The 18,298-nt window shown below is 61.1% G+C and carries 14 protein-coding genes and 1 tRNA gene; 12 read left to right on the top strand and 3 right to left on the bottom strand.

What is annotated here, in order from left to right; genetic code table 11:
* Positions 1 to 243 precede the first annotated feature (243 nt).
* The 5 genes from H7H48_RS12030 to H7H48_RS12010 all read left to right on the top strand — a co-directional run bounded on the left by H7H48_RS12030 (position 244) and on the right by H7H48_RS12010 (position 3,678).
* Positions 244 to 642: a TIGR02300 family protein gene (locus H7H48_RS12030; RefSeq protein ID WP_229449323.1), complete on the top strand. Its 399-nt coding sequence runs from the start codon at positions 244 to 246 to the stop codon at positions 640 to 642.
* A 175-nt stretch (positions 643 to 817) separates the two neighbouring features.
* Positions 818 to 893 (top strand) — tRNA-Ala (locus tag H7H48_RS12025).
* A 139-nt stretch (positions 894 to 1,032) separates the two neighbouring features.
* Entirely contained in the window at positions 1,033 to 1,656 is a 624-nt protein-coding gene (locus H7H48_RS12020; protein WP_229449322.1) for a glutathione S-transferase family protein, read from the top strand.
* A 185-nt stretch (positions 1,657 to 1,841) separates the two neighbouring features.
* On the top strand, positions 1,842 to 2,546 hold the full coding sequence (locus H7H48_RS12015; protein ID WP_229449321.1) for a GntR family transcriptional regulator: 705 nt from the start codon (positions 1,842 to 1,844) through the stop codon (positions 2,544 to 2,546).
* Between the two features lie 169 nt (positions 2,547 to 2,715).
* The gene (locus H7H48_RS12010) at positions 2,716 to 3,678 is read left to right on the top strand and encodes a dihydrodipicolinate synthase family protein (protein ID WP_229449320.1); all 963 of its coding nucleotides are present in this window, start codon (positions 2,716 to 2,718) and stop codon (positions 3,676 to 3,678) included.
* Positions 3,679 to 3,719: 41 nt separating this feature from the next.
* Here H7H48_RS12010 and H7H48_RS12005 read toward each other — a convergent pair whose 3' ends face one another.
* Positions 3,720 to 4,748, bottom strand: a complete 1,029-nt coding sequence (locus H7H48_RS12005) for an Ldh family oxidoreductase (RefSeq protein WP_229449319.1) — start codon at positions 4,746 to 4,748, stop codon at positions 3,720 to 3,722.
* Between the two features lie 145 nt (positions 4,749 to 4,893).
* Between H7H48_RS12005 and H7H48_RS12000 the strand changes: the two genes are divergently transcribed.
* From H7H48_RS12000 to H7H48_RS11980, 5 genes are all read left to right on the top strand, one after another.
* Positions 4,894 to 6,411, top strand: a complete 1,518-nt coding sequence (locus H7H48_RS12000; RefSeq protein ID WP_229449318.1) for an aldehyde dehydrogenase (NADP(+)) — start codon at positions 4,894 to 4,896, stop codon at positions 6,409 to 6,411.
* A 225-nt stretch (positions 6,412 to 6,636) separates the two neighbouring features.
* Positions 6,637 to 7,698 carry a TRAP transporter substrate-binding protein DctP gene (dctP, locus tag H7H48_RS11995; RefSeq protein ID WP_229449317.1) on the top strand — a complete coding sequence of 354 codons (1,062 nt, stop codon included), beginning with the start codon at positions 6,637 to 6,639 and terminating at the stop codon, positions 7,696 to 7,698.
* A 17-nt stretch (positions 7,699 to 7,715) separates the two neighbouring features.
* Positions 7,716 to 8,237: a TRAP transporter small permease subunit gene (locus H7H48_RS11990; protein ID WP_229449316.1), complete on the top strand. Its 522-nt coding sequence runs from the start codon at positions 7,716 to 7,718 to the stop codon at positions 8,235 to 8,237.
* 1 nt (position 8,238) lies between these two features.
* Positions 8,239 to 9,552: a TRAP transporter large permease subunit gene (locus tag H7H48_RS11985; protein ID WP_229449315.1), complete on the top strand. Its 1,314-nt coding sequence runs from the start codon at positions 8,239 to 8,241 to the stop codon at positions 9,550 to 9,552.
* 481 nt (positions 9,553 to 10,033) lie between these two features.
* Positions 10,034 to 10,516: a DUF411 domain-containing protein gene (locus H7H48_RS11980; RefSeq protein ID WP_229449314.1), complete on the top strand. Its 483-nt coding sequence runs from the start codon at positions 10,034 to 10,036 to the stop codon at positions 10,514 to 10,516.
* 72 nt (positions 10,517 to 10,588) lie between these two features.
* On the opposite strand, the gene H7H48_RS11975 is transcribed toward H7H48_RS11980, so the two are convergent.
* Complete coding sequence (locus tag H7H48_RS11975) at positions 10,589 to 11,368, bottom strand: response regulator transcription factor (RefSeq protein WP_229449313.1); 780 nt, start codon at positions 11,366 to 11,368, stop codon at positions 10,589 to 10,591.
* A 224-nt stretch (positions 11,369 to 11,592) separates the two neighbouring features.
* On the opposite strand from H7H48_RS11975, the gene H7H48_RS11970 reads away from it, so the two are divergent.
* Positions 11,593 to 13,371: an adenylate/guanylate cyclase domain-containing protein gene (locus H7H48_RS11970; protein WP_229449312.1), complete on the top strand. Its 1,779-nt coding sequence runs from the start codon at positions 11,593 to 11,595 to the stop codon at positions 13,369 to 13,371.
* 60 nt (positions 13,372 to 13,431) lie between these two features.
* On the top strand, positions 13,432 to 17,595 hold the full coding sequence (locus H7H48_RS11965; RefSeq protein WP_229449311.1) for a cytochrome P450: 4,164 nt from the start codon (positions 13,432 to 13,434) through the stop codon (positions 17,593 to 17,595).
* Here the strand turns inward: H7H48_RS11965 and H7H48_RS11960 are convergent, their stop codons facing one another.
* A complete protein-coding gene (locus H7H48_RS11960; RefSeq protein WP_370633369.1) occupies positions 17,596 to 18,291 on the bottom strand; it encodes a Crp/Fnr family transcriptional regulator in 696 nt (231 codons plus the stop codon).
* Positions 18,292 to 18,298: the final 7 nt, after the last annotated feature.

Below are 18,298 nucleotides of genomic sequence, written 5' to 3'. Positions count from 1 at the left end.
CGTTCGCTCTAGCATGATGAGGATAGTCGGTCATCCCCCGGTTGACGGATGGCCCCTGACGGGGTTGTAAAGAGAGTGAGCCTTGGGAGGAGAGCCCTTTCCGGGGTGCGTATTAGGCTTTGACAGGTGCGCGACTTGCCGTTATGGGGACCGAAATTTTCAGTAAGGCAGGAAGCGCTTCCGGTGCCGGCCGCGATGGAGCCGTCGCAGGCTGGGCCGACCGCAAGACGATGAGGCAGCAAGGTGGCTAAACCGGAACTTGGAACAAAACGCGTCTGCCCGGAAACGGGGCGCAAATTCTACGACCTGAACAAGGACCCGATCGTCTCTCCCTACACGGGCCAGACCTACCCGCGCAGTTTCTTTGAGGCTGGCGGCGACACCTCCATGGATGAAGAAGACGAAGTGGAGGAAAAGGAGCTGGACGGCGAGGAAGATGCGCCGGAGGTGGTTTCTCTCGAGGATGCGGACGATGAAGCATCTTCCAGCGATAAAACCGAAATCCCGGATCTCGACGACGATGACGATGATGTCGACCTCGGCGACGACGACGACGATACCTTCCTTGATGACGACGAAGACGACGATGATGACGACGTAAAGGACTTCATCGGCGTCGGCGACGACGACGACGAAAGCTGATTTTTCAGCTTACCCGGGAAGAACGGCTCCACCCTCGCACCAAAAGTGACGCGGGGGTGCAAATCGGGGCTTGATCTTCCCGCCGGGCGGGTTTAGAAGCCGCCCACACGGTTGGCCCGGCGGGCCATCCGGACCTCTTCGCCGGAGACGGCGACCGGCCATATCGCCGGAGTGTGGGGCCATAGCTCAGTTGGGAGAGCGCTTGAATGGCATTCAAGAGGTCAGGGGTTCGACTCCCCTTGGCTCCACCAGTTTTCCTCTGAATTTCCGACAGATCGACCACCCCTTCGGGGTTCCCCTCCACGCACCTTGAACCACGGGGAAAAACAGGCAATCGTGCCGGCGGCATCATGTCGCTTGGGGAGCGCCGGTTGAGCTGGATTGGATGTCATGAGTGATCTGATTGTCTGGACATATGACTGGGTTCCGGAAGGTCCCCGCGGTTTTGTGCGCGATTTAAGGCTGAGATGGGCATGCGAGGAGGCCGGATTGGCCTACACCGTTCGCACCGTCCCATTCAAAGATCGCGGACCGGAGCATTTCGCGCACCAGCCCTTCGGTCAGGTTCCGTTTCTGAGCGATGGTGACCTCGAACTGTTTGAGAGCGGCGCATGCCTGCTGCATCTCGCACGGAAAAGCGAAAAGCTGATGCCGCGCGACCCTGCCGGGGAAGCGCAGACGGTTCAATGGTTGATCGCCGCGCTCAATTCGATCGAAATGGTTTCTGTCCCCTGGTGGTTCCTGGAAGTGACCGGCGCAGAGAAAAATCAATTGACCGGCTGGCTGGAAAGCCGGCTTAGCCATCTGGAAAACGTGCTGGCTGAACGGGAATGGCTTGCGGCTGATCGTTTCACCGTAGCGGATCTGCTCATGGCTGATGCTCTGCGAGTGCCAAAAATCCGGTCTTTCGGGGAGCGGCCGGCGAGCGATGCCTATGTCAAACGGATCGTTGAGCGCCCCGCGTTCAAGAAGGCCCAGGCGGACCAGATTGCTCATTTCGCAAAAGCCGATTGAGCAGGAGACTGATCCATGCGACCTGCCGGCGGGCCGTGGGGATGCGTATTTCCTCTGTTGACGAACAACTCCACAGCCACTCGGCTTTGAGGTGCTCAAGTCCGGCAAACAGGTCTCGCTCTACCCTTGACGATGACACCCTTTCATTCCTAACAGTATTTTTCTTGTACACATGAGGATCAGACATGTCCGAAGCCGCCACGCGCAAACCCGCCGAACGCAAGCGCGGTTCCGGCGTTCAGTTCGTTTATAACGTGCTGCGTGACGAAATACTGGACCTCGCCCTGGCGCCGGGTACACCGATCGACGAAATCCAGCTTGCGCAGCGTCTCTCCATGTCGCGCACGCCCATTCGTGAGGCGCTGGTGCGTCTGGCTGGCGAGGGGCTGGTCACGACCCTGCCCAACCGCTCCACCGTGGTTGCCAATATCGACTTCCTGAACCTGCACACCTTCTTCGATGCGCTGACCTTGATGTATCGCGTGACGACGCGGCTCGCCGCGCTCAATCATCAGGCGGACGATCTCGTCACGATCCGCGCACGCCAGGCCGAATTTGCCAAAGCCGTCGAGGATCAGGACGCGCTGGCAATGATCGCCACCAATCGCGAATTCCATGCGGCCATCGCCGCAGCGGCCCGCAACCCCTATTATGAAAGCCTGTTTTTGCGCCTGCTCGATGAGGGGCGCCGACTGCTTCGCCTCTACTATTCCTCGTTCAACGATCAGTTGCCGCAGCGCTATGTCGTCGAGCACGAGGACATGATCGCGTCCATCGAAGCGCGCGATGTGGAAAAGGCCGATGCGCTGGCCAATGAGCACGCCGACCAGATCGTTGAGCAGATTCGCAACATGATCGCCCGCGACCACCGCCAGAAGATCGCGCTTTAGGGGCAGCACCCAGGAAAGCGCTCCGCCCCTGAAATGCATCAGTGCCACTGCGCGAAAATTTGTGTCGACAAAAAAAATACAAATGATATTTTGCAGGCGATCCAAACTGTGAGCGGCCGGCTGCGGATGCATTGCGGCGCATGAGATCAGGCATTTGAAGGAGATCGGCATGACCAACCATATTTTCTCGGGATGCATTCCCGCTCTGATGACCCCCTGCAAGGCGGATCGCAGCCCCGACTTCGACGCGCTGGTGCGCAAGGGCAAGGAATTGATCGATACCGGTATGCGCGCCGTGGTCTATTGCGGATCCATGGGCGATTGGCCGCTGTTGACCGACGCGCAGCGCATGGAAGGCGTTGCCCGGCTGGTTGAGGCTGGCGTGCCGGTCATCGTCGGCACGGGAGCGGTGAACACGGCAAGCGCCGTGGCCCATGCGGTGCATGCGGCCGAGGTTGGTGCCGAGGGTCTCATGGTTATCCCGCGCGTCCTGTCGCGCGGCAGCTCGCCGGCAGCGCAGAGGAACCACTTCAAGGCCATTCTTTCGGCTGCGCCCGATCTGCCGGCAGTGATCTACAACAGCCCCTATTACGGGTTTGCCACCCGGGCGGACCTCTTCTTCGCCCTGCGTGCCGAGCATCCCAACCTGGTCGGCTTCAAGGAATTCGGCGGTGCCGCAGATCTGCGCTATGCGGCGGAGAACATCACCAGCGGCGACCCCGACATCAAGCTGATGATCGGTGTCGACACCACGGTCTATCACGGCTTCGTCAACTGCGGCGCCGATGGTGCCATCACCGGCATCGGCAATGTGCTTCCCCGCGAAGTCCTGCATCTGGTCGCGCTGAGCCAGGCCGCTGCGGCCGGCGATGCGGATGCGCGTCAGCGGGCTTCCGAGCTCGATGCAGCGCTTGCAGTGCTCTCCTCCTTCGATGAGGGGGCGGATCTCGTTCTCTACTACAAATACCTGATGGTGCTGAACGGAGACGAGGAATACCGCCTGCATTTCAATGAGACGGATGAACTCTCGGAGAGCCAGCGTGGCTATGCCGAGGCGCAGTACAAATTGTTCCGCGACTGGTACGCGAATTGGAGCAAGCTGCCGGGCGCGGTCTCCAAATACGCAGCCTGACCCTGTGGAAGAGCCCTCCCGGTCCGGGAGGGCTTCTGTGTTTAAACGGCGTCGAGGCCCTTCTCGCGCAGATGCTCGAGCAGCGCCATTTCTTCGGCAGTGAGGCGGATGCCTTCGGCAAGCGCCTTCTCCCGTGCGGCAAACCGGCGCTGCGAGGGGAGCCGTGCTCCCTGGCCGACCATCGCTTCAAACAGGGTCTCGGCGCGCGCCATCGGGTCGCCCGCCCGTCCCTGTGCGAAACGGGCCGGGTCGAAGGCCAGGATCAACTCGCCATGGGCCGGCGCCAGAGCGGTGGTGCCAAGCGCTTCCAGCGCTTCCGGGCTCGTCAGATCGCCGATCATCACCCCGGCAAGCAGCTCGATCATGGTCGAGATGGCCGATCCCTTGTGCCCGCCAAAGGGCAGCATCGCACCATTGAGCGCGGCTTCCGGGTCCGTCGTGGGTTTTCCATCCGTGTCGATCGCCCAGCCTTCCGGCAGGGGCTTGCCGGCACGGCGATAAAGCTCGATCTCGCCGCGTGCCGCAACGCTGGTGGCGAAGTCGAACACATAGGGGGTCCTCCCGGGCCGTGGCCACCCAAAGGCAAACGGGTTGGTGCCCAGAAGCGGGCCGCTGCCGCCGGAAGGGGCAACGCTGGCATAGCTCGGGCACATGGCCATGGCGGCAAGCCCATGCGCGGTCAGCGCCTCGATCTCGGGCCAGAGAGCGGAAAAATGCGTGCAGTCGTTGATCACCAGGGCCGCGAGCCCGAACTGCCGGGCCTTTTCGGCCAGCACCGGGGCGCCGAGCTCGAAAGCGGCATTGGCGAAGCCGCCCTTCGCAGCAACGCGCACTATGGCGCCGTCATCGCTGGTCAGTTCAGGTTCGGCATCCGGCACGACCTTGCCGGCCTTGATGGTGCGCAGGCAGCCCTCAACACGGTAGACGCCGTGGGATTTGCAGGCGTCGCGCTCTCCCGCCACGATTGCCCGTGTGAGCGCGCCCGCATGGAGCGGCGACAAGCCTCCCTTGCGCATGATCGCCTCGACAATGTGCTCGAGGTCGCCGATGGCCAGCGTGGTCTCGGTCATAAAATATCCTTTCCTCCGGTTGCCGGGTTGCAATCTTGCATACATTTTGTATGCAGAAGAAAGCCTATGCAAGATGCACAAGTCATAACCCAGCGCTTCCTGCCTGCGCCAGATGATCCGAAACTCTAATTTGAAGGAGGGACCGATGCCCTTCACCCCACACGGAAAGCACCTGATAGCCGGCGAATGGACCGGTGGCGACGACACATTCGAATCGTCCCCGGCGGATGGTCCAACACATCGCTTTGCAATGGGCACTCCTGACCTTGTCGATCGGGCCGTTCAGGCGGCGGAAGCTGCTTTCGAGGTCTATTCGCGTTGCACGCGTCAGGAACGGGCCACATTTCTGGAGGCCATCGCCGATGAGATTGAAGCCCGTGGCGCCGAAATCACCGAGATCGGCACGCAGGAGACCGGTCTCCCCGCCGCGCGTCTCGAAGGAGAGCGCGGCCGCACCTCCGGCCAGCTTCGCCTCTTTGCAGCCCACATCCGCAAGGGGGATTATCTCGACCGCCGCCAGGACGAGGCTCTGCCGGATCGCCAGCCCGCGCCGAGGCCCGAACTGGTGATGGTACAGCGTCCCATCGGTCCGGTTGCCGTCTTCGGCGCATCCAATTTCCCGCTCGCATTTTCGACGGCGGGCGGCGATACGGCCGCCGCGCTGGCGGCTGGCTGCCCGGTCGTGGTGAAAGGGCATGAGGCGCATCCGGGAACCGGTGAGATCGTCGCGGAGGCGATCAGGGCGGCCATCGAGAGATACGACATGCCGGCCGGCGTGTTCTCGCTCATCCAGGGTGGCGACCGCAGCGTCGGCCAGGCGCTGGTGCAGCACCCGCTGATCAAGGCCGTTGGCTTCACGGGCAGCCTGGCGGGCGGCCGTGCGCTGTTCGACCTTTGTGCGGCACGACCGGAGCCCATCCCCTTTTTCGGAGAGCTGGGATCGGTCAATCCGATGTTCGTTCTTCCACACGCTCTCGAAGCGCGGGGCGAGGAGATCGGGCGCGGCTGGGCTGCATCCCTGACCATGGGCGCAGGACAGTTCTGCACCAACCCCGGCATTGCGATTGTGATGGATAGCAAGGCAGCCGACCGTTTCGTGGACGCTGCAGCAGACGGGCTGAAGCAGGTGGATGCACAGGTGATGCTGACCGACGGCATCGCAAAGGCGTTCAAGGCGGGACGTGATCAGGTTGCGCAAAGCGCTGCGGCGCGCCCGGTGATGGTGGCCGAAGCGGAGGGGCGCAAGGCTTCGCCGGCACTCTTTGAGACCACGACAGCGGAGTTCCTTGAAAATCCACAATTGCATCATGAGGTCTTTGGTCCGCTCGGACTGGTGGTGCGTGCGGGTTCTGCCGAAGAGATCGAGGCTATCGCCCGCGCTCTGGAAGGGCAGCTGACCGTGACGCTGCACCTCGACGAAGGCGACGTCGTTGCGGCCCAGGCGCTTCGCCCCGTTCTTGAGCGCAAGGCGGGACGGCTGCTCGTCAACGGATTCCCGACCGGGGTCGAGGTGGTGGACTCCATGGTCCATGGCGGCCCCTATCCGGCCAGCACCAATTTCGGCGCCACCAGCGTCGGGACGCTGTCCATCAGACGCTTCCTGCGCCCGGTCTGCTACCAGAACATGCCTGCGGCTCTTCTGCCGGAGGATGCGCTGGGCTGACCCTACGGGACTGCAATTGCAACAATGGTGAGGCGCGGCACACGGCGATGTGTGCCGCGCCTCTCTTGTTTCTGGCAGGGCGGCCCGATCGTTGGGAATGGCGCAAAGCCGCTTAAAAAATTTAATTATTTTTTTTGTCGACATAGAGAATTGGAGATGTATAAATTTTGAGTGCATCCCGGACGGGTTCACCGGGTCTTAAAAAATAACAATGGAGGAGTTGAGATGTTTCTCAGCCTTAAGCGATTGGCCCTGGTCGGGGCCGTAGCGTTTGCGACGTTTGGTGCGCAGGCGCAGGAAGTGACCTGGCGCGTTCCGACGTCGGTCCCCGAGGGGTCGCCTTTCTACGTGAATTTTCTCGAGCGTTTTGCAGACAATGTGGGTCTCCTGACCGACGGAGCTGTCGAAATCCAGCCTTTCGGCGCGGGTATCCTTGTGCCGGCGCTGCAGGTCTATGACGGCGTCAAGGACGGCATTGTCGAAGCAGGTCACTCGACTCCGAGCTATCTGGTCAATCAGGATCCGGTGAACGCGATTTTTGCCGGTTTCCCCGGCGGCATGGGCCCCGAGGCCTATTCGACATGGATTTTTGAAGAAGGCGGCAAGGAAAAGCTCGCCGAAATCCGTGCGGAAGAAGGCCTGAAGTCGCTCGTCGTGGGCATCGGCTCCTCCGAGATCATGGCGCATGCCAACAAGCCGATCAAAAGCGCGGCCGATCTCAAGGGCCTGAAATACCGCACGTCCGGCCCCTGGGCCGAGGTGATGCGCGACTATTTCGACGCGGTGCCGACCGTTGTGCCCCCAGGTGAAATCTACACCCTGTTGGAGCGCAAGGGCGTGGACGCTATCGAATGGGGCCCGCCATCGGGCAATCTGCCGGAGGGTTTCCACGAGGCTGCCCCCTATATCGTCGTGCCGGGCGTCCACCAGCCCACCTTCCTCTGGGAAGTTGTGGTCAAGCAGGAAACCTGGGATGCGCTTGACGAAGCGCTCAGGGCGAAGATCGAAGCGGCCGCCGAGCTGACCACGCTTCAGTCTCTGGTCCACTTCTACGATCAGGACATGAAGGCGATGGAGACGCTGCGCGCCAGCAAGGCCGAGGTGATCGAGCTCGATGCGGCGTTCCAGAAAGAGCTGTCCGATGCGGGCCGCGACTGGATCAAGAAAACCGCCGAAGCCCAGAAGGCCGAGGGCAAGCCCCGCATGGCCGAAATCCTTGAAGGCTACTTCGCCTATGAGGATCGCTGGGCCGAACAGAGCGGCTATCTGATCCGCAACGAAAAGTAAGCCGGCGGGAGGCGATCTTGAAACGTGCTGTCCTCGCGGTCGCGGATCGAATTTCGGCAAGTCTGAACATCGTCGCGCAGGCGATGGTGCTGATCCTGATCGCCTCCATGCTCTACGAAGTGGTGGCGCGCTATGTCTTCGGCGCGCCCACACTCTGGGCCTTCGACATCGCCTATATGAGCACCGGTGTGCTCTTCGTTCTGGGCGCGGCGCAGGCCCTGCGCGAAGACGCTCATGTGCGCATCGACTTCCTCTCGTCGCGCCTGCCAAAAAGGGTGCGCGGCGCGATTGACGGTCTGGCCTTTCTCGTCGTCCTTTTTCCGGTCTTCGTGTGGCTTGCATCCATCGCCGGTCAGCGTGCGTGGCGCGCCTGGATGACCGGCGAGGTGGAGCATGTCAGCCCGTGGGCGCCCTTGATGTGGCCCTTCTACAGCGCGCTGGCAATCGGGCTTTGTGCGCTGGCGCTCCAGCTCTTCGCCGAAGGGCTGCGGGCTCTCACCGACCCGCGCGACGACGACAGCTGCAAGATCGAGACCTGACATGCTCATTGCAGGATTGATGTTTCCGGCGCTGTTCGCGCTGATCCTTCTGGGATTGCCGATCGCGTTTTCGCTCACCATCGTCGCGGTTGGCGCGGGCCTGGCGGCCTTCGGCTCCGTCGCGTTCAACCAGCTCTATGGCTCGTTCTACTCGGCCTCGACGAATTTCATTCTTTCGGCAATCCCGATGTTCATCCTGATGGGTGCGCTGCTCGAACGTTCCGGCATTGCCGAGCGCCTGTTCCGGGTCATGAATCTCTGGCTCTCGCGCCTGCCCGGCGGGCTTGCGCTGGCCACCATCGCGATGGGCGCGATCTTCGCCGCCGCCGCCGGTGTGGTCGGCGCCGTCGAGGTGATGATCGGCATGATGGCCATTCCTGCGATGCAGAAGGCGCGCTATGGCAACACGCTGATTGCCGGCACGATCTGCGCCGGCGGATCGCTGGGCACGATGATCCCGCCCTCCGTCATTGCCGTCATGTATGCTTCGCTTGCGCAGATGTCGGTGGGCAAGCTTCTGGCGGGCATGATGCTGCCCGGCCTGCTCATGGTTGTGCTTTTTCTCGCCTATATCTTCATCCACGGCCTGCTCTACCCGGCAAAACCCGATGACGACGATCCGGTCGAGGAGCCCGTGGAACTTGCCGAGAAACTGCGGCTGACGGCCACGGTCCTTCTGCCGGTCGTGCTCCTGATCGTCGCTGTCCTCGGCTCGATCCTGGCCGGCATCGCCTCGCCGACGGAAGCAGCCGCCGTGGGCGCCGCCGGCGCGATTGTGCTCTGCATCGTCAATCAGCGCTTTTCGATCGCAATGCTGCGGGAATCGCTGGCGATCACCGTGCGGATTTCCGCGATGATCCTCTTGATCGTCGCCGCCGGCACCATGTTCATGGGCGCCTTCGCCGCCAATGGCGGAGCGCGGCTGATCCGCGAGGTGATCGACGGCGCCGGGCTCGGCCCCACGGGCATGATCGTGTTCTTCCTGGCGGTGGTCTTCATCCTCGGCTTCGTGCTCGACTGGACGGCCAATGTGCTCATCTGCGTGCCGCTGTTCACACCGTTCATCCGCGCTGCCGGCATTGATCCGGTGTGGTTTGCAACACTGGTGCTCATTGTCATCCAGACAGGCTATCTGACGCCGCCCATGGCCTCGTCGATTTTCTATCTGAAATCGATCGCCCCGCCGAACATGACCTATGGCCAGATGTGCCGCGGCGTTTTGCCGTTCATCCTGCTACAGGTCCTTACACTCCTGCTCGTTGTGGCTTTTCCGGCGCTGGCAACCTGGCTGCCTGACAGGATCGTTGGATTTTGAGGACGGCGGCCGGTCTTCGGTCGTCCTCTCGGTGGATTTTATCTGCACTTGCGGCTATGACCTGTGTCATGCGTATGGTTCTGACCCTGTTGCTGCTGGTTGCCATCAGCCTCGCGGGATTCATCCCCGGGGGTAATGCGGCTGCATCCGAAACTGTGCCCATGTCGATGGCGCAGGCCGAAAGCGCAGGGTTCATGAAATGTTGCGCGCAGACCGATGAAAGCAATCTCGACAGGGTCTCAAGCTGCATCACCGATTGCCACTATCTGGCATCGGATCAGCCTCTGCGTCTTCATTCCTCCGTGTCACCGTTTGCACAGTCTTCAGCCTGCTCGCCCCATCAACCCGTGATTGCGGGATTTTTTCGACCACCCATCGTTTCCTGATCGATACTCCGATTCATTCCGAACGAAGTGGTTTCACGCGCTTTGCTGTCCTCGGGACACCGAGCCGTGGGGCGAACAATCGAAAGTGAAAGACGATGAACAAACGACCATCCACTGTGGCCGCCGGCGCTGCCCTGGCGATTTTGATCGCAACGGGTGTTGCTCACGCCACATCCATCAGCAATGGCAAAACCATCACGGTTTTCAAGACGCCCTGGTGTGGCTGTTGCGAGGTCTGGGTTGAGGCTTTGCAGAAGGCTGGCTACGAAATGAAGACGACCGACCTGGAAGATCTTGACGGTGTCAAGAAACAGGCCGGTGTGCCTGCTGATCTCGAAGCCTGTCATACGGCTGTTATAGACGGGGAACGCAAATACGTTCTGGAAGGGCATGTACCCATCGAAGCCGTGGAAAAGCTCCTGTCGGAGCGACCGGATGTCAAGGGCATCGCTGTGCCGGGCATGCCGTCCGGCTCACTTGGCATGGGATACGATCCGAACGCGCGCTATACGGTCTATTCCTTCGATGGCAGTGCGGACCGAACGCCGGACGTGTTTCTTGAAACGGGTGTGAAATAGCGAATTTCGCACTCTTTTCACATGGGCGGCTTTATGGCCGCCCAACCTGGAGCGACGGTTGGCCAAGGCTGGTCACCGTTGCAACAGATCGCCGCCGTTGCTGGAGAACAGATTGGACACCTTGTAAGCGGCTTCGGTCCGATTGGTCGCCTTCAGTTTCTGCATGATGTTCCGAATGTGAACCTTCACGGTGCTCTCGCACATGTTGAGCTCGTAGGCGATGATCTTGTTGGGTTTGCCCTGCCAGATCGCTTCTGCCACCTGGATCTGGCGTGGCGTAAACATCTCTGTCAGGCGCTGGTCATGCGTGGCGTCGCCATTGATAACCTCACGCATCGCGAAGACCGTGCTGGCGGGAACGAATACCCCGCCGGCAAGCGCGAGGTTTATGGCTTCGACACAAACCTCGACACTCACCGACGAAGGTATATAGCCCCGCACGCCATAATCGAGAGCATTGACGATCTGCACCACATCATCTCGGTCGGCGAGGATGATCAGCGGGGCCGATCCGGACAGTTTGATGGTTTGTCTGATCAGCTCCTCCATGTGGGATTCCGTGATATTGGCGGATCCCACATGGAGGAGCACAGCGGCCAGTGGAGGATGCCGGTCCGCTTCATTCTGCCATTCTTCCATCGTGCTGCAGGCGACCACATCCCAGGGAGCCGGATGGGCCGCCAAGCTGCTGCGAAGGCATTCACGCGCCAGAATGCGCTCGTCTATGAGAACGACCGACCCCTTTTGAGTGAGCGCGCGGCTGGAAGTTGTCCTGATCGTGTCGCGGCGAGCTCGTTCTGCCGGCACACCCGGTCCGTGGGAGGATGCGGTACAAGCTGAAAAGGCCGTCATGTCGAAAACCCGCCGTTTCTCGTCGAGATTGCTCTGCTAACGGACGCCAGATTACGCATCTCATCATGTGGCTTCTGTGAAATTGGCTACACTTGCTGTCGGAGAATTTTCTCAGCCGGCAACAACTGAAGCTGTGCCGGCAAATAGACAGATGCTCTTCATGGTTGCCCGAACCTCTGTGCAGGGCTACGCTGCATATTCTTGAGGGGCACCAACTGAAAACAATGTCCGAAGGGCAATACACCCGACAGGTCACGACGATCGCGTCCATTGATGCGGTTGGGTTTTCGCGCCTGATGGGGATCGATGACGAATTCGCTGTGGCGGCATTCGAGGAGCGGCGGTCGATCATCGCCGACAGTTGTGATGCTGCGGGTGGGCGAACGTTTGGCGCCGCCGGCGACAGCATCATGGCGGAGTTCGGAACGCCTATTGATGCGCTGCGTGCAGCTTTCGATTTTCAGCAACGGATTGTCGAGCTCAATGATCGTGTGCCGGGCGACCGCCGCATGCCGTTCCGGGTCGGTATCAACACGGGCAACGTGATCGTTCGCGGTCCGAGCCTTTATGGCGATGACGTCAACATTGCCGCGCGTATCCAGGAACTGGCGCCGACAGATGGGCTGGCGATTTCGGAAACCACCTGGAATCATGTGCGGGACAAGGTGGCCGCCAGCTTCACCGATCTCGGGGAGCAACGACTGAAGAATATCGCCCTTCCGGTACGGATCTTCGTTGCGAGCCGGCGGGAAGGGGAAGAGACAGAAATTGCGGCTCGTCGTGCGGTTGATCCGGCCGCTCCACCCGCAATTGCAGTCTTGCCATTTCAGAACGAAGCCGGCGCGCGGGAGTTCGACTATGTGGCCGATGGTGTCGCAGAAGACATCATTCAAGGTCTGTGCAGCACACGCTGGCTGCCGGTGATCGCGCGGGAGTCGAGCTTTCAATTCAGAGACAAGACACTGGGTGCGCGCAAGACCGGAAGTGCGCTTGGCGCGCGCTATCTTGTCGATGGCAGGCTCGCACGCGCGAGCGGCTATTTCGATCTCGTCATAACGTTAACCGACGCAGCGAACGAAAGACTGGTCTGGTCGCGCGGCTTCCGCCGACCGCTCGACGAGGTTTCACTGATCAACGATGAGATCGGCGGCCAAATCGTTTCGATGTTGGAAAAGGAGGTTGAGAGGGTGGAGCAGGCGCGCACCTTTCAGGTTCCTTGGGAAAGCCTCGAAACGTGGCAGCTTGTGCGACGCGCGCGCTGGCACATGCAGCGTCGCTCACGCGAAGACACAGCGCTGGCCCTTGACTGTCTTGGCGAAGCGAGTCGAAAGGCTCCCAACTCCAGCGCCGTACTCAACGAACTGGCATGGTGGTATTTCTGGCGGGGCTGGTTACGCTCTGGAGCCGGCGATGATCTCGATAAGGTGACGGATTTCTCCCGCAGATCGCTCTTGATGGACAGCCAGGACGCACGCCCTCACGCGCATCTTGGCGCGGTCGCGATCATGCGTGGACAGCCGAAAGCGGCAATCGAGCACCTGCATGAAGCACTGCAGATCAACCCCAGTTTCGCCTTTGCGCATTCGGCGATGGGCAGCGCCTATCTGCTTTTGGGGGAGGCACGTAAGGCTATCCCCCTCTTCAAAACGGCACGACAGCTCAGTCCGTTCGACATTTACGGTTTCCATAATCTCGGAGAACTCGCCGCCGCCTGTTGTTTTGAGGAGCAATGGGATGACGCCATTGCCGCGGCCGAGGCCTCACTTGGTCTCTCGCCGCGCTATTTTTACGCGCGGTTTCTTAAGATAGGGGCGCTGATGCGCAGCAATCGGGTGGAAGAGGCACGACGCGAGAAAGCGCTCTTCCACGCCTATCATCCCGATTTCTCACTTGATCGCGTCGCATGGATCCCCTTCGCGGAGAAATCTGCGACCGCTTTTCTCATCAGCAACTTCAGTCTGGCTGATCAGAACGGAGGCGCGATCGAAGCTGGCCCTGCGTGAACTGCTTCACACACGGCCCACCCTTTCACGCGTAGGCTTTTGCTGTCCGAGGGGAGCGCAATGGCGACGACTAAGTATTTCGATGGTGTGCGCGAGGCGCAACGCGCTCAGGGGCCTGTAGCCGACATGCCGCCATTCGACATCAAGCGGATCCGTGCGAAGGGTTGGCGCGCCAGGCTCACCAGCCGCCTTCTTGAGAACCCCCGCTGGGCGCTCGGTCTGTTACGACGGTTTCATCCGATTCTGAAGTTTGGGAGTCTCGTTCTCGTTACGCGCAGCGAGGATGTGCGCGAAATTCTCGAGCGTCAGGACGTGTTCCAAACTCCCTATGGTCTCGAAATGGCGGAGATCGCGGGGGGAACCAACTTCATTCTCGGCATGCAGGACGGTCCGGAATACCGGCGCATGAAATCGGCCGTGCTGTCGGCCTTTCCGGTGGACGAGGTCGAAGAGGTCGTACGCCCTATGGCGGCACGGCACGCTTCGGCCATCATGCAACGCGCTGCCCCGCGTTTCGATGCGGTCGCCGGGCTGCTGCGTGTGGTTCCCGTCCGCATCTGCCGCGATTATTTTGGCATTCTCGTTGACGATGAAGAGGCCTTTTCCAATTGGGCCAACGCTTTGAGCGGATTGTTTTTCGCCGATCCCGGCGCTGATCCGGTGACAAGGGAACTGGCCGTGGTGGCCGCTGACCGCGTACGACAGGTCATCGATCTGTCGATCATGGCGGTGCGTGAGGGCGCCGTGGCAGGCGCCACACCGCTTGGGCGGTTGGTCGCGATGCTCGATGCGGAAGACCCGCAAATCAGCCTCGGCGAGGTCCACGCGATCATGCTGGGCATGATTGCCGGCTTTACGCCCACCAATCTCCTGGCGAGTGGCAATTGCCTGGATGTCGTGCTTTCCAAGCCCGAGGCGCGCCGGGCAGTGGAAGAGGCAATTGCAGCCGGCGACAATGCGCGTCTCGAACGCGCCCTCCTCGAGGCGATGCGCTTCAAGCCTATCTGGGTCGGCCCGTTCCGCTACACGGCGCGCGATGCGGTGATCGCCAAAGGGACACGCCGGGAACGGAAGATAAAAGCGGGCACAACCGTGATGCCGGCGACACTCTCGGCCATGTTCGATCCTGCGGCGGTGCGTGAACCGGAGCGCTTCGACATGGAGCGGCCCGCGCGGGACTACATGGTCTTCGGTCACGGTATTCACCAATGCATCGGTGCGGCGATAGCCCGGATTCAGATTGCCGAGTGCTTTCGTGCATTGTTCTCAAAGCCCGGATTGCATCGCGCCGACGGCAAAGATGGGCGCTTGAGACGCCTCGGCGCCTATCCGGAAAGTCTGACGGTCTGCTTTGATCCCGCCCCGCTTTCAAGGACGGTCGAACACGCCATGGTAACGGCGGTGATCCCCTGCGCCAGGGATACCCCGATGGATGCCTTGCGCGCGAAGGTCGACGCGCTCGGCAATCCGGCGGGAGAGGCGATGAAGCGCGCGCTGGACGAAAGCGGCGTAATTCACTTCGCCAGCATCGCCGTTATCGACGGGCAGGGCGATGAGGCGGCGAGCAGCGCCGGCCATCTGGTTATTGAACTGTCGGGCGACGGCACGAAAGGCGATGTCGTGGATGCCTTTGTGAGCGCCACCGAACCCGTGTTGCGCGATCTCCTTGCCATGGCATGCGGAACGACCGAACACCGGCCTGCCGGCGTGCTGATCCGTGAGAGCGCACTGGATATCTCTCCGACTTTCGGCAGCGATGCCGGCCTCGTATTCTCGGGGACCCCCGGCCACTCTGTCCGTCGCATTCGGGCGGAAGCGGAACTTGAAGAGGCCGCGCGTGGGGAAATCGCAGCGGCGCCCAAGGGGGCCGAGGCCGGTGCAATTCTTGATCGGGTAAGGCAGAAGCTCACGAGCGAAGGGCGCTTCGACTGGGCATTTGAGCCCGCCGAAACGCTTCTGGAAAAACCAGCAGGCAGTGTTGCCAGCGCGGTGAAGCGAACATTGCGAGCGCCGAAGGTTCTGGTGACGGTCACCGTCACGCTCCTCATCTGCCTCGCCATCACCTATTCGCTGGTGTTCGGATACGCACCCGGCTTCTTTCGCAATCTGCTGATCGTCGGCACCTCCATCGTGCTCACCCTGATCGGTGTCACAATGCTGCTTGCTTTCATCGGCGGGCTTCTGACCCTCTATCTGCGGCACCTTGAAAAACGTGATGTTCCGAGCGACAGGAACGCGGACCTGGCGCTACTGGAAGAGATCGCAAAGCGCGAGAACCACCTGGCGCAAAATCACCTGACGGCCGTGTCGACGCTGAAGGGAGGCTGGCTGAGGCGTCTTTCGCTCCGGCTCTCCTTCTACCTGATCTCGATCATGGCGCGGCAGGTGTTTCGGCCCGGATACCTCGCCGACATCAACACGATCCACTTCGCCCGCTGGGTGCTCCTGCCCGGGACGAAACAGCTTGTCTTCCTGAGCAATTATGGCGGCAGCTGGGAGAGTTATCTGGAGGATTTCATCACCAAGGCCCATGCCGGTCTGACAGGGGTCTGGAGCAATACGGCAGGCTTTCCAAAAACGCGCATGCTGTTTTTCGACGGGGCGACCGATGGCGACCGGTTCAAGCGCTGGGCACGGGCGCAGCAGGTGCCGACGCTCTTTTGGTATGCGGCCTATCCCGGCCTCACCACCAGCCGCATCCGCATCAATTCGCTGATCCGCGATGGGATAGCGAAAGCGGAAACCGAAAGCGAAGCGCGCGACTGGCTCCGCCTCTTCGGTTCGCAACCGCGCCCGCGCGATATGCTTGAAACGGAGGAGATTCAGTCGATCTTCTTCGGCCCCCTTGGCCCGCTCGCAAAGGCGGAAATGATCGCTTTCCATATCCCGGCGGACCTGTCGCGTGCTGCGCGGCGGGAGTGGTTGGCGTTTTTGCTGGAACGCACCAGTTTCGGCAATCAGCTTCCGCCCGAGCGGGCCATGATCACCCTTCTTGGGCCGGGTGGGCTGAGACGGCTGGGCCTGGGGGAGCGTCCGGGCGATGATCGTCTGGACGGATTTCCGGCGGCCTTTCGACAGGGCATGGCGACTGAGGCGCGCAGCCGCGTTCTCGACGATATCGGCAAGAGCGCGCCGGAGCGCTGGGCCTGGGGCTCGCAGGAGAAGCCGGTCGATGTGGCTGTCATCTGCTATGCGCGCAGCTATGAAACACTGGACGCGGACATCCAGTCCCTGCTGCATGCAACGGACAAAGCCGGCGTGCGGCGCGTTGCGCAGCTACCGCTCGAGATCAGGAGAGAGGGCAGGCATGCCGTCGAGCATTTCGGTTTTGCCGACGGCATATCGCAGCCCATTGTGCGGGGCACGCCGCGTGCAAATGGGAACACCTCATCCATGCACCTCATCGCCCCCGGCGAATTCGTGCTTGGCTATCGGGATGAAAACAATTTCTATCCGTCCTCCCCAACCATAACCGAGGCCGAAGACAGCAAAGGCATACTTCCGGTGCTGGAAACGGGAGCAGAAGCGCCGCTCTTTGGCAAGAAGGCAACCATGCGTGACTTCGGGCGCAATGGCAGTTTCATGGTGATCCGTCAGCTCGAGCAGCATGTCTCGACCTTTAACACCTATTGCCGGCATGCTGCCGAGATGGTGCGCACCGAGACAGGCAATGCCACGATCGAATCGAAATGGATCGCAGCCAAGATGGTCGGGCGCTGGCAGGACGGAACCTCGCTGGTGCGCAATCCAAATGGCCGCTCGGATCGCGAGCCGGACAATGATTTCACCTTCGCCGCAGAGGACCCGCAGGGGCTCTATTGTCCGCTGGGCTCTCATGTGCGCCGTTCGAACCCGAGAGACTCGCTGGGTGACGATCCCGAAACCCAGCTCAGGATCAACAACCGCCATCGCATCCTGCGTTGTGGCCGAACCTATAAAGACGGTCAGGAAGCGGGCCTGCTTTTCATGTGCCTCAATGCCGATATCGAGCGGCAATACGAATTCATGCAGCAAAGCTGGGTGTCGTCATCCTTCTTTCAGGGGCTGACGGACGAGAAGGATCCGACCATCGGCGCCAATGAGGGGAAGGGCAGTTTCTCCATCCCGACAGATGAAGGGCGGCTGATTCTGCGTGATTTGCCAAGCTTCGTGACAACGCGCGGCGGCGGCTATTTCTTCATGCCCAGCCGCTCGAGCCTGCGCTACCTTCTGTCTCGCTTGTGATCAGTCGTCCTCCAGGTGGACGATTTCCTGCAGACCCGTCCTGGAGATCAGTCTTATGGCGCCACGCCTGATCGCGATCAGGTTCTCGCTGCGCCATGTGTTGAGCATCTTGTTGACAGATTCGCGGGTTGCGCCGAGGAAGGCGGCAAGCTCGGATTGGGAAATCCCGATCCAACCGCCAGCTCCGGCAATCCTGTCATCGAGAAGCAGGAGGCGCTTGGCAAGCCGCGCCTCCACCTTCAGCAGCGCCTGGTCATTGCGCTCATTGCTGATCCATCGCAATCGCGCGCACAGGAGCTCGATCATCGCCAGCGACAAGGAGGCATCTTCCGCCAGCTTCCGCATCAGTTGCGCGCGGCTCAGCGACACCAGCGCGCAGTCGGTCAGGCAGATGGCGCTTGCGGTTCTGACACCTCCGTCAAGGGCCCCGATTTCGCCGATGAGACTGCGTGAAAGCTCAATATTGGCAACCAGTTTCCGACCGCTGATGGAATAGCTGGAGATCTCCACCGTGCCCGAAAGAACGCCGTAGATCCGATCGGCCGGATCCTCATGCATGAAGAGATAGTCGCCCGCCTTGTAGCGTTCGGGCCGGCACTGGCTGAACAGGGCATCGAAATGAGCAGGGCACAGGCTGACCGTCTCCCTCGTCGAGGGGCGCGCTTCTGCAATCTGCGGCGTGTCCGTGCTGTCCAAGAGATTT

This window comes from Nitratireductor sp. B36 (genome assembly GCF_020833685.1).
Lineage (GTDB): Bacteria > Pseudomonadota > Alphaproteobacteria > Rhizobiales > Rhizobiaceae > Nitratireductor.
This window is presented reverse-complemented; position numbering and strand designations above follow the sequence as displayed.

Coding starts and splice junctions, on each gene's coding strand:
- H7H48_RS12020 (WP_229449322.1), top strand. CDS start 1,033: ATGAGTGATCTGATTGTCTGGACATATGACTGGGTTCCGGAAGGTCCC.
- H7H48_RS12015 (WP_229449321.1), top strand. CDS start 1,842: ATGTCCGAAGCCGCCACGCGCAAACCCGCCGAACGCAAGCGCGGTTCC.
- H7H48_RS12010 (WP_229449320.1), top strand. CDS start 2,716: ATGACCAACCATATTTTCTCGGGATGCATTCCCGCTCTGATGACCCCC.
- H7H48_RS12005 (WP_229449319.1), bottom strand. CDS start 4,748: ATGACCGAGACCACGCTGGCCATCGGCGACCTCGAGCACATTGTCGAG.
- H7H48_RS12000 (WP_229449318.1), top strand. CDS start 4,894: ATGCCCTTCACCCCACACGGAAAGCACCTGATAGCCGGCGAATGGACC.
- dctP (WP_229449317.1), top strand. CDS start 6,637: ATGTTTCTCAGCCTTAAGCGATTGGCCCTGGTCGGGGCCGTAGCGTTT.
- H7H48_RS11985 (WP_229449315.1), top strand. CDS start 8,239: ATGCTCATTGCAGGATTGATGTTTCCGGCGCTGTTCGCGCTGATCCTT.
- H7H48_RS11980 (WP_229449314.1), top strand. CDS start 10,034: ATGAACAAACGACCATCCACTGTGGCCGCCGGCGCTGCCCTGGCGATT.
- H7H48_RS11975 (WP_229449313.1), bottom strand. CDS start 11,368: ATGACGGCCTTTTCAGCTTGTACCGCATCCTCCCACGGACCGGGTGTG.
- H7H48_RS11970 (WP_229449312.1), top strand. CDS start 11,593: ATGTCCGAAGGGCAATACACCCGACAGGTCACGACGATCGCGTCCATT.
- H7H48_RS11965 (WP_229449311.1), top strand. CDS start 13,432: ATGGCGACGACTAAGTATTTCGATGGTGTGCGCGAGGCGCAACGCGCT.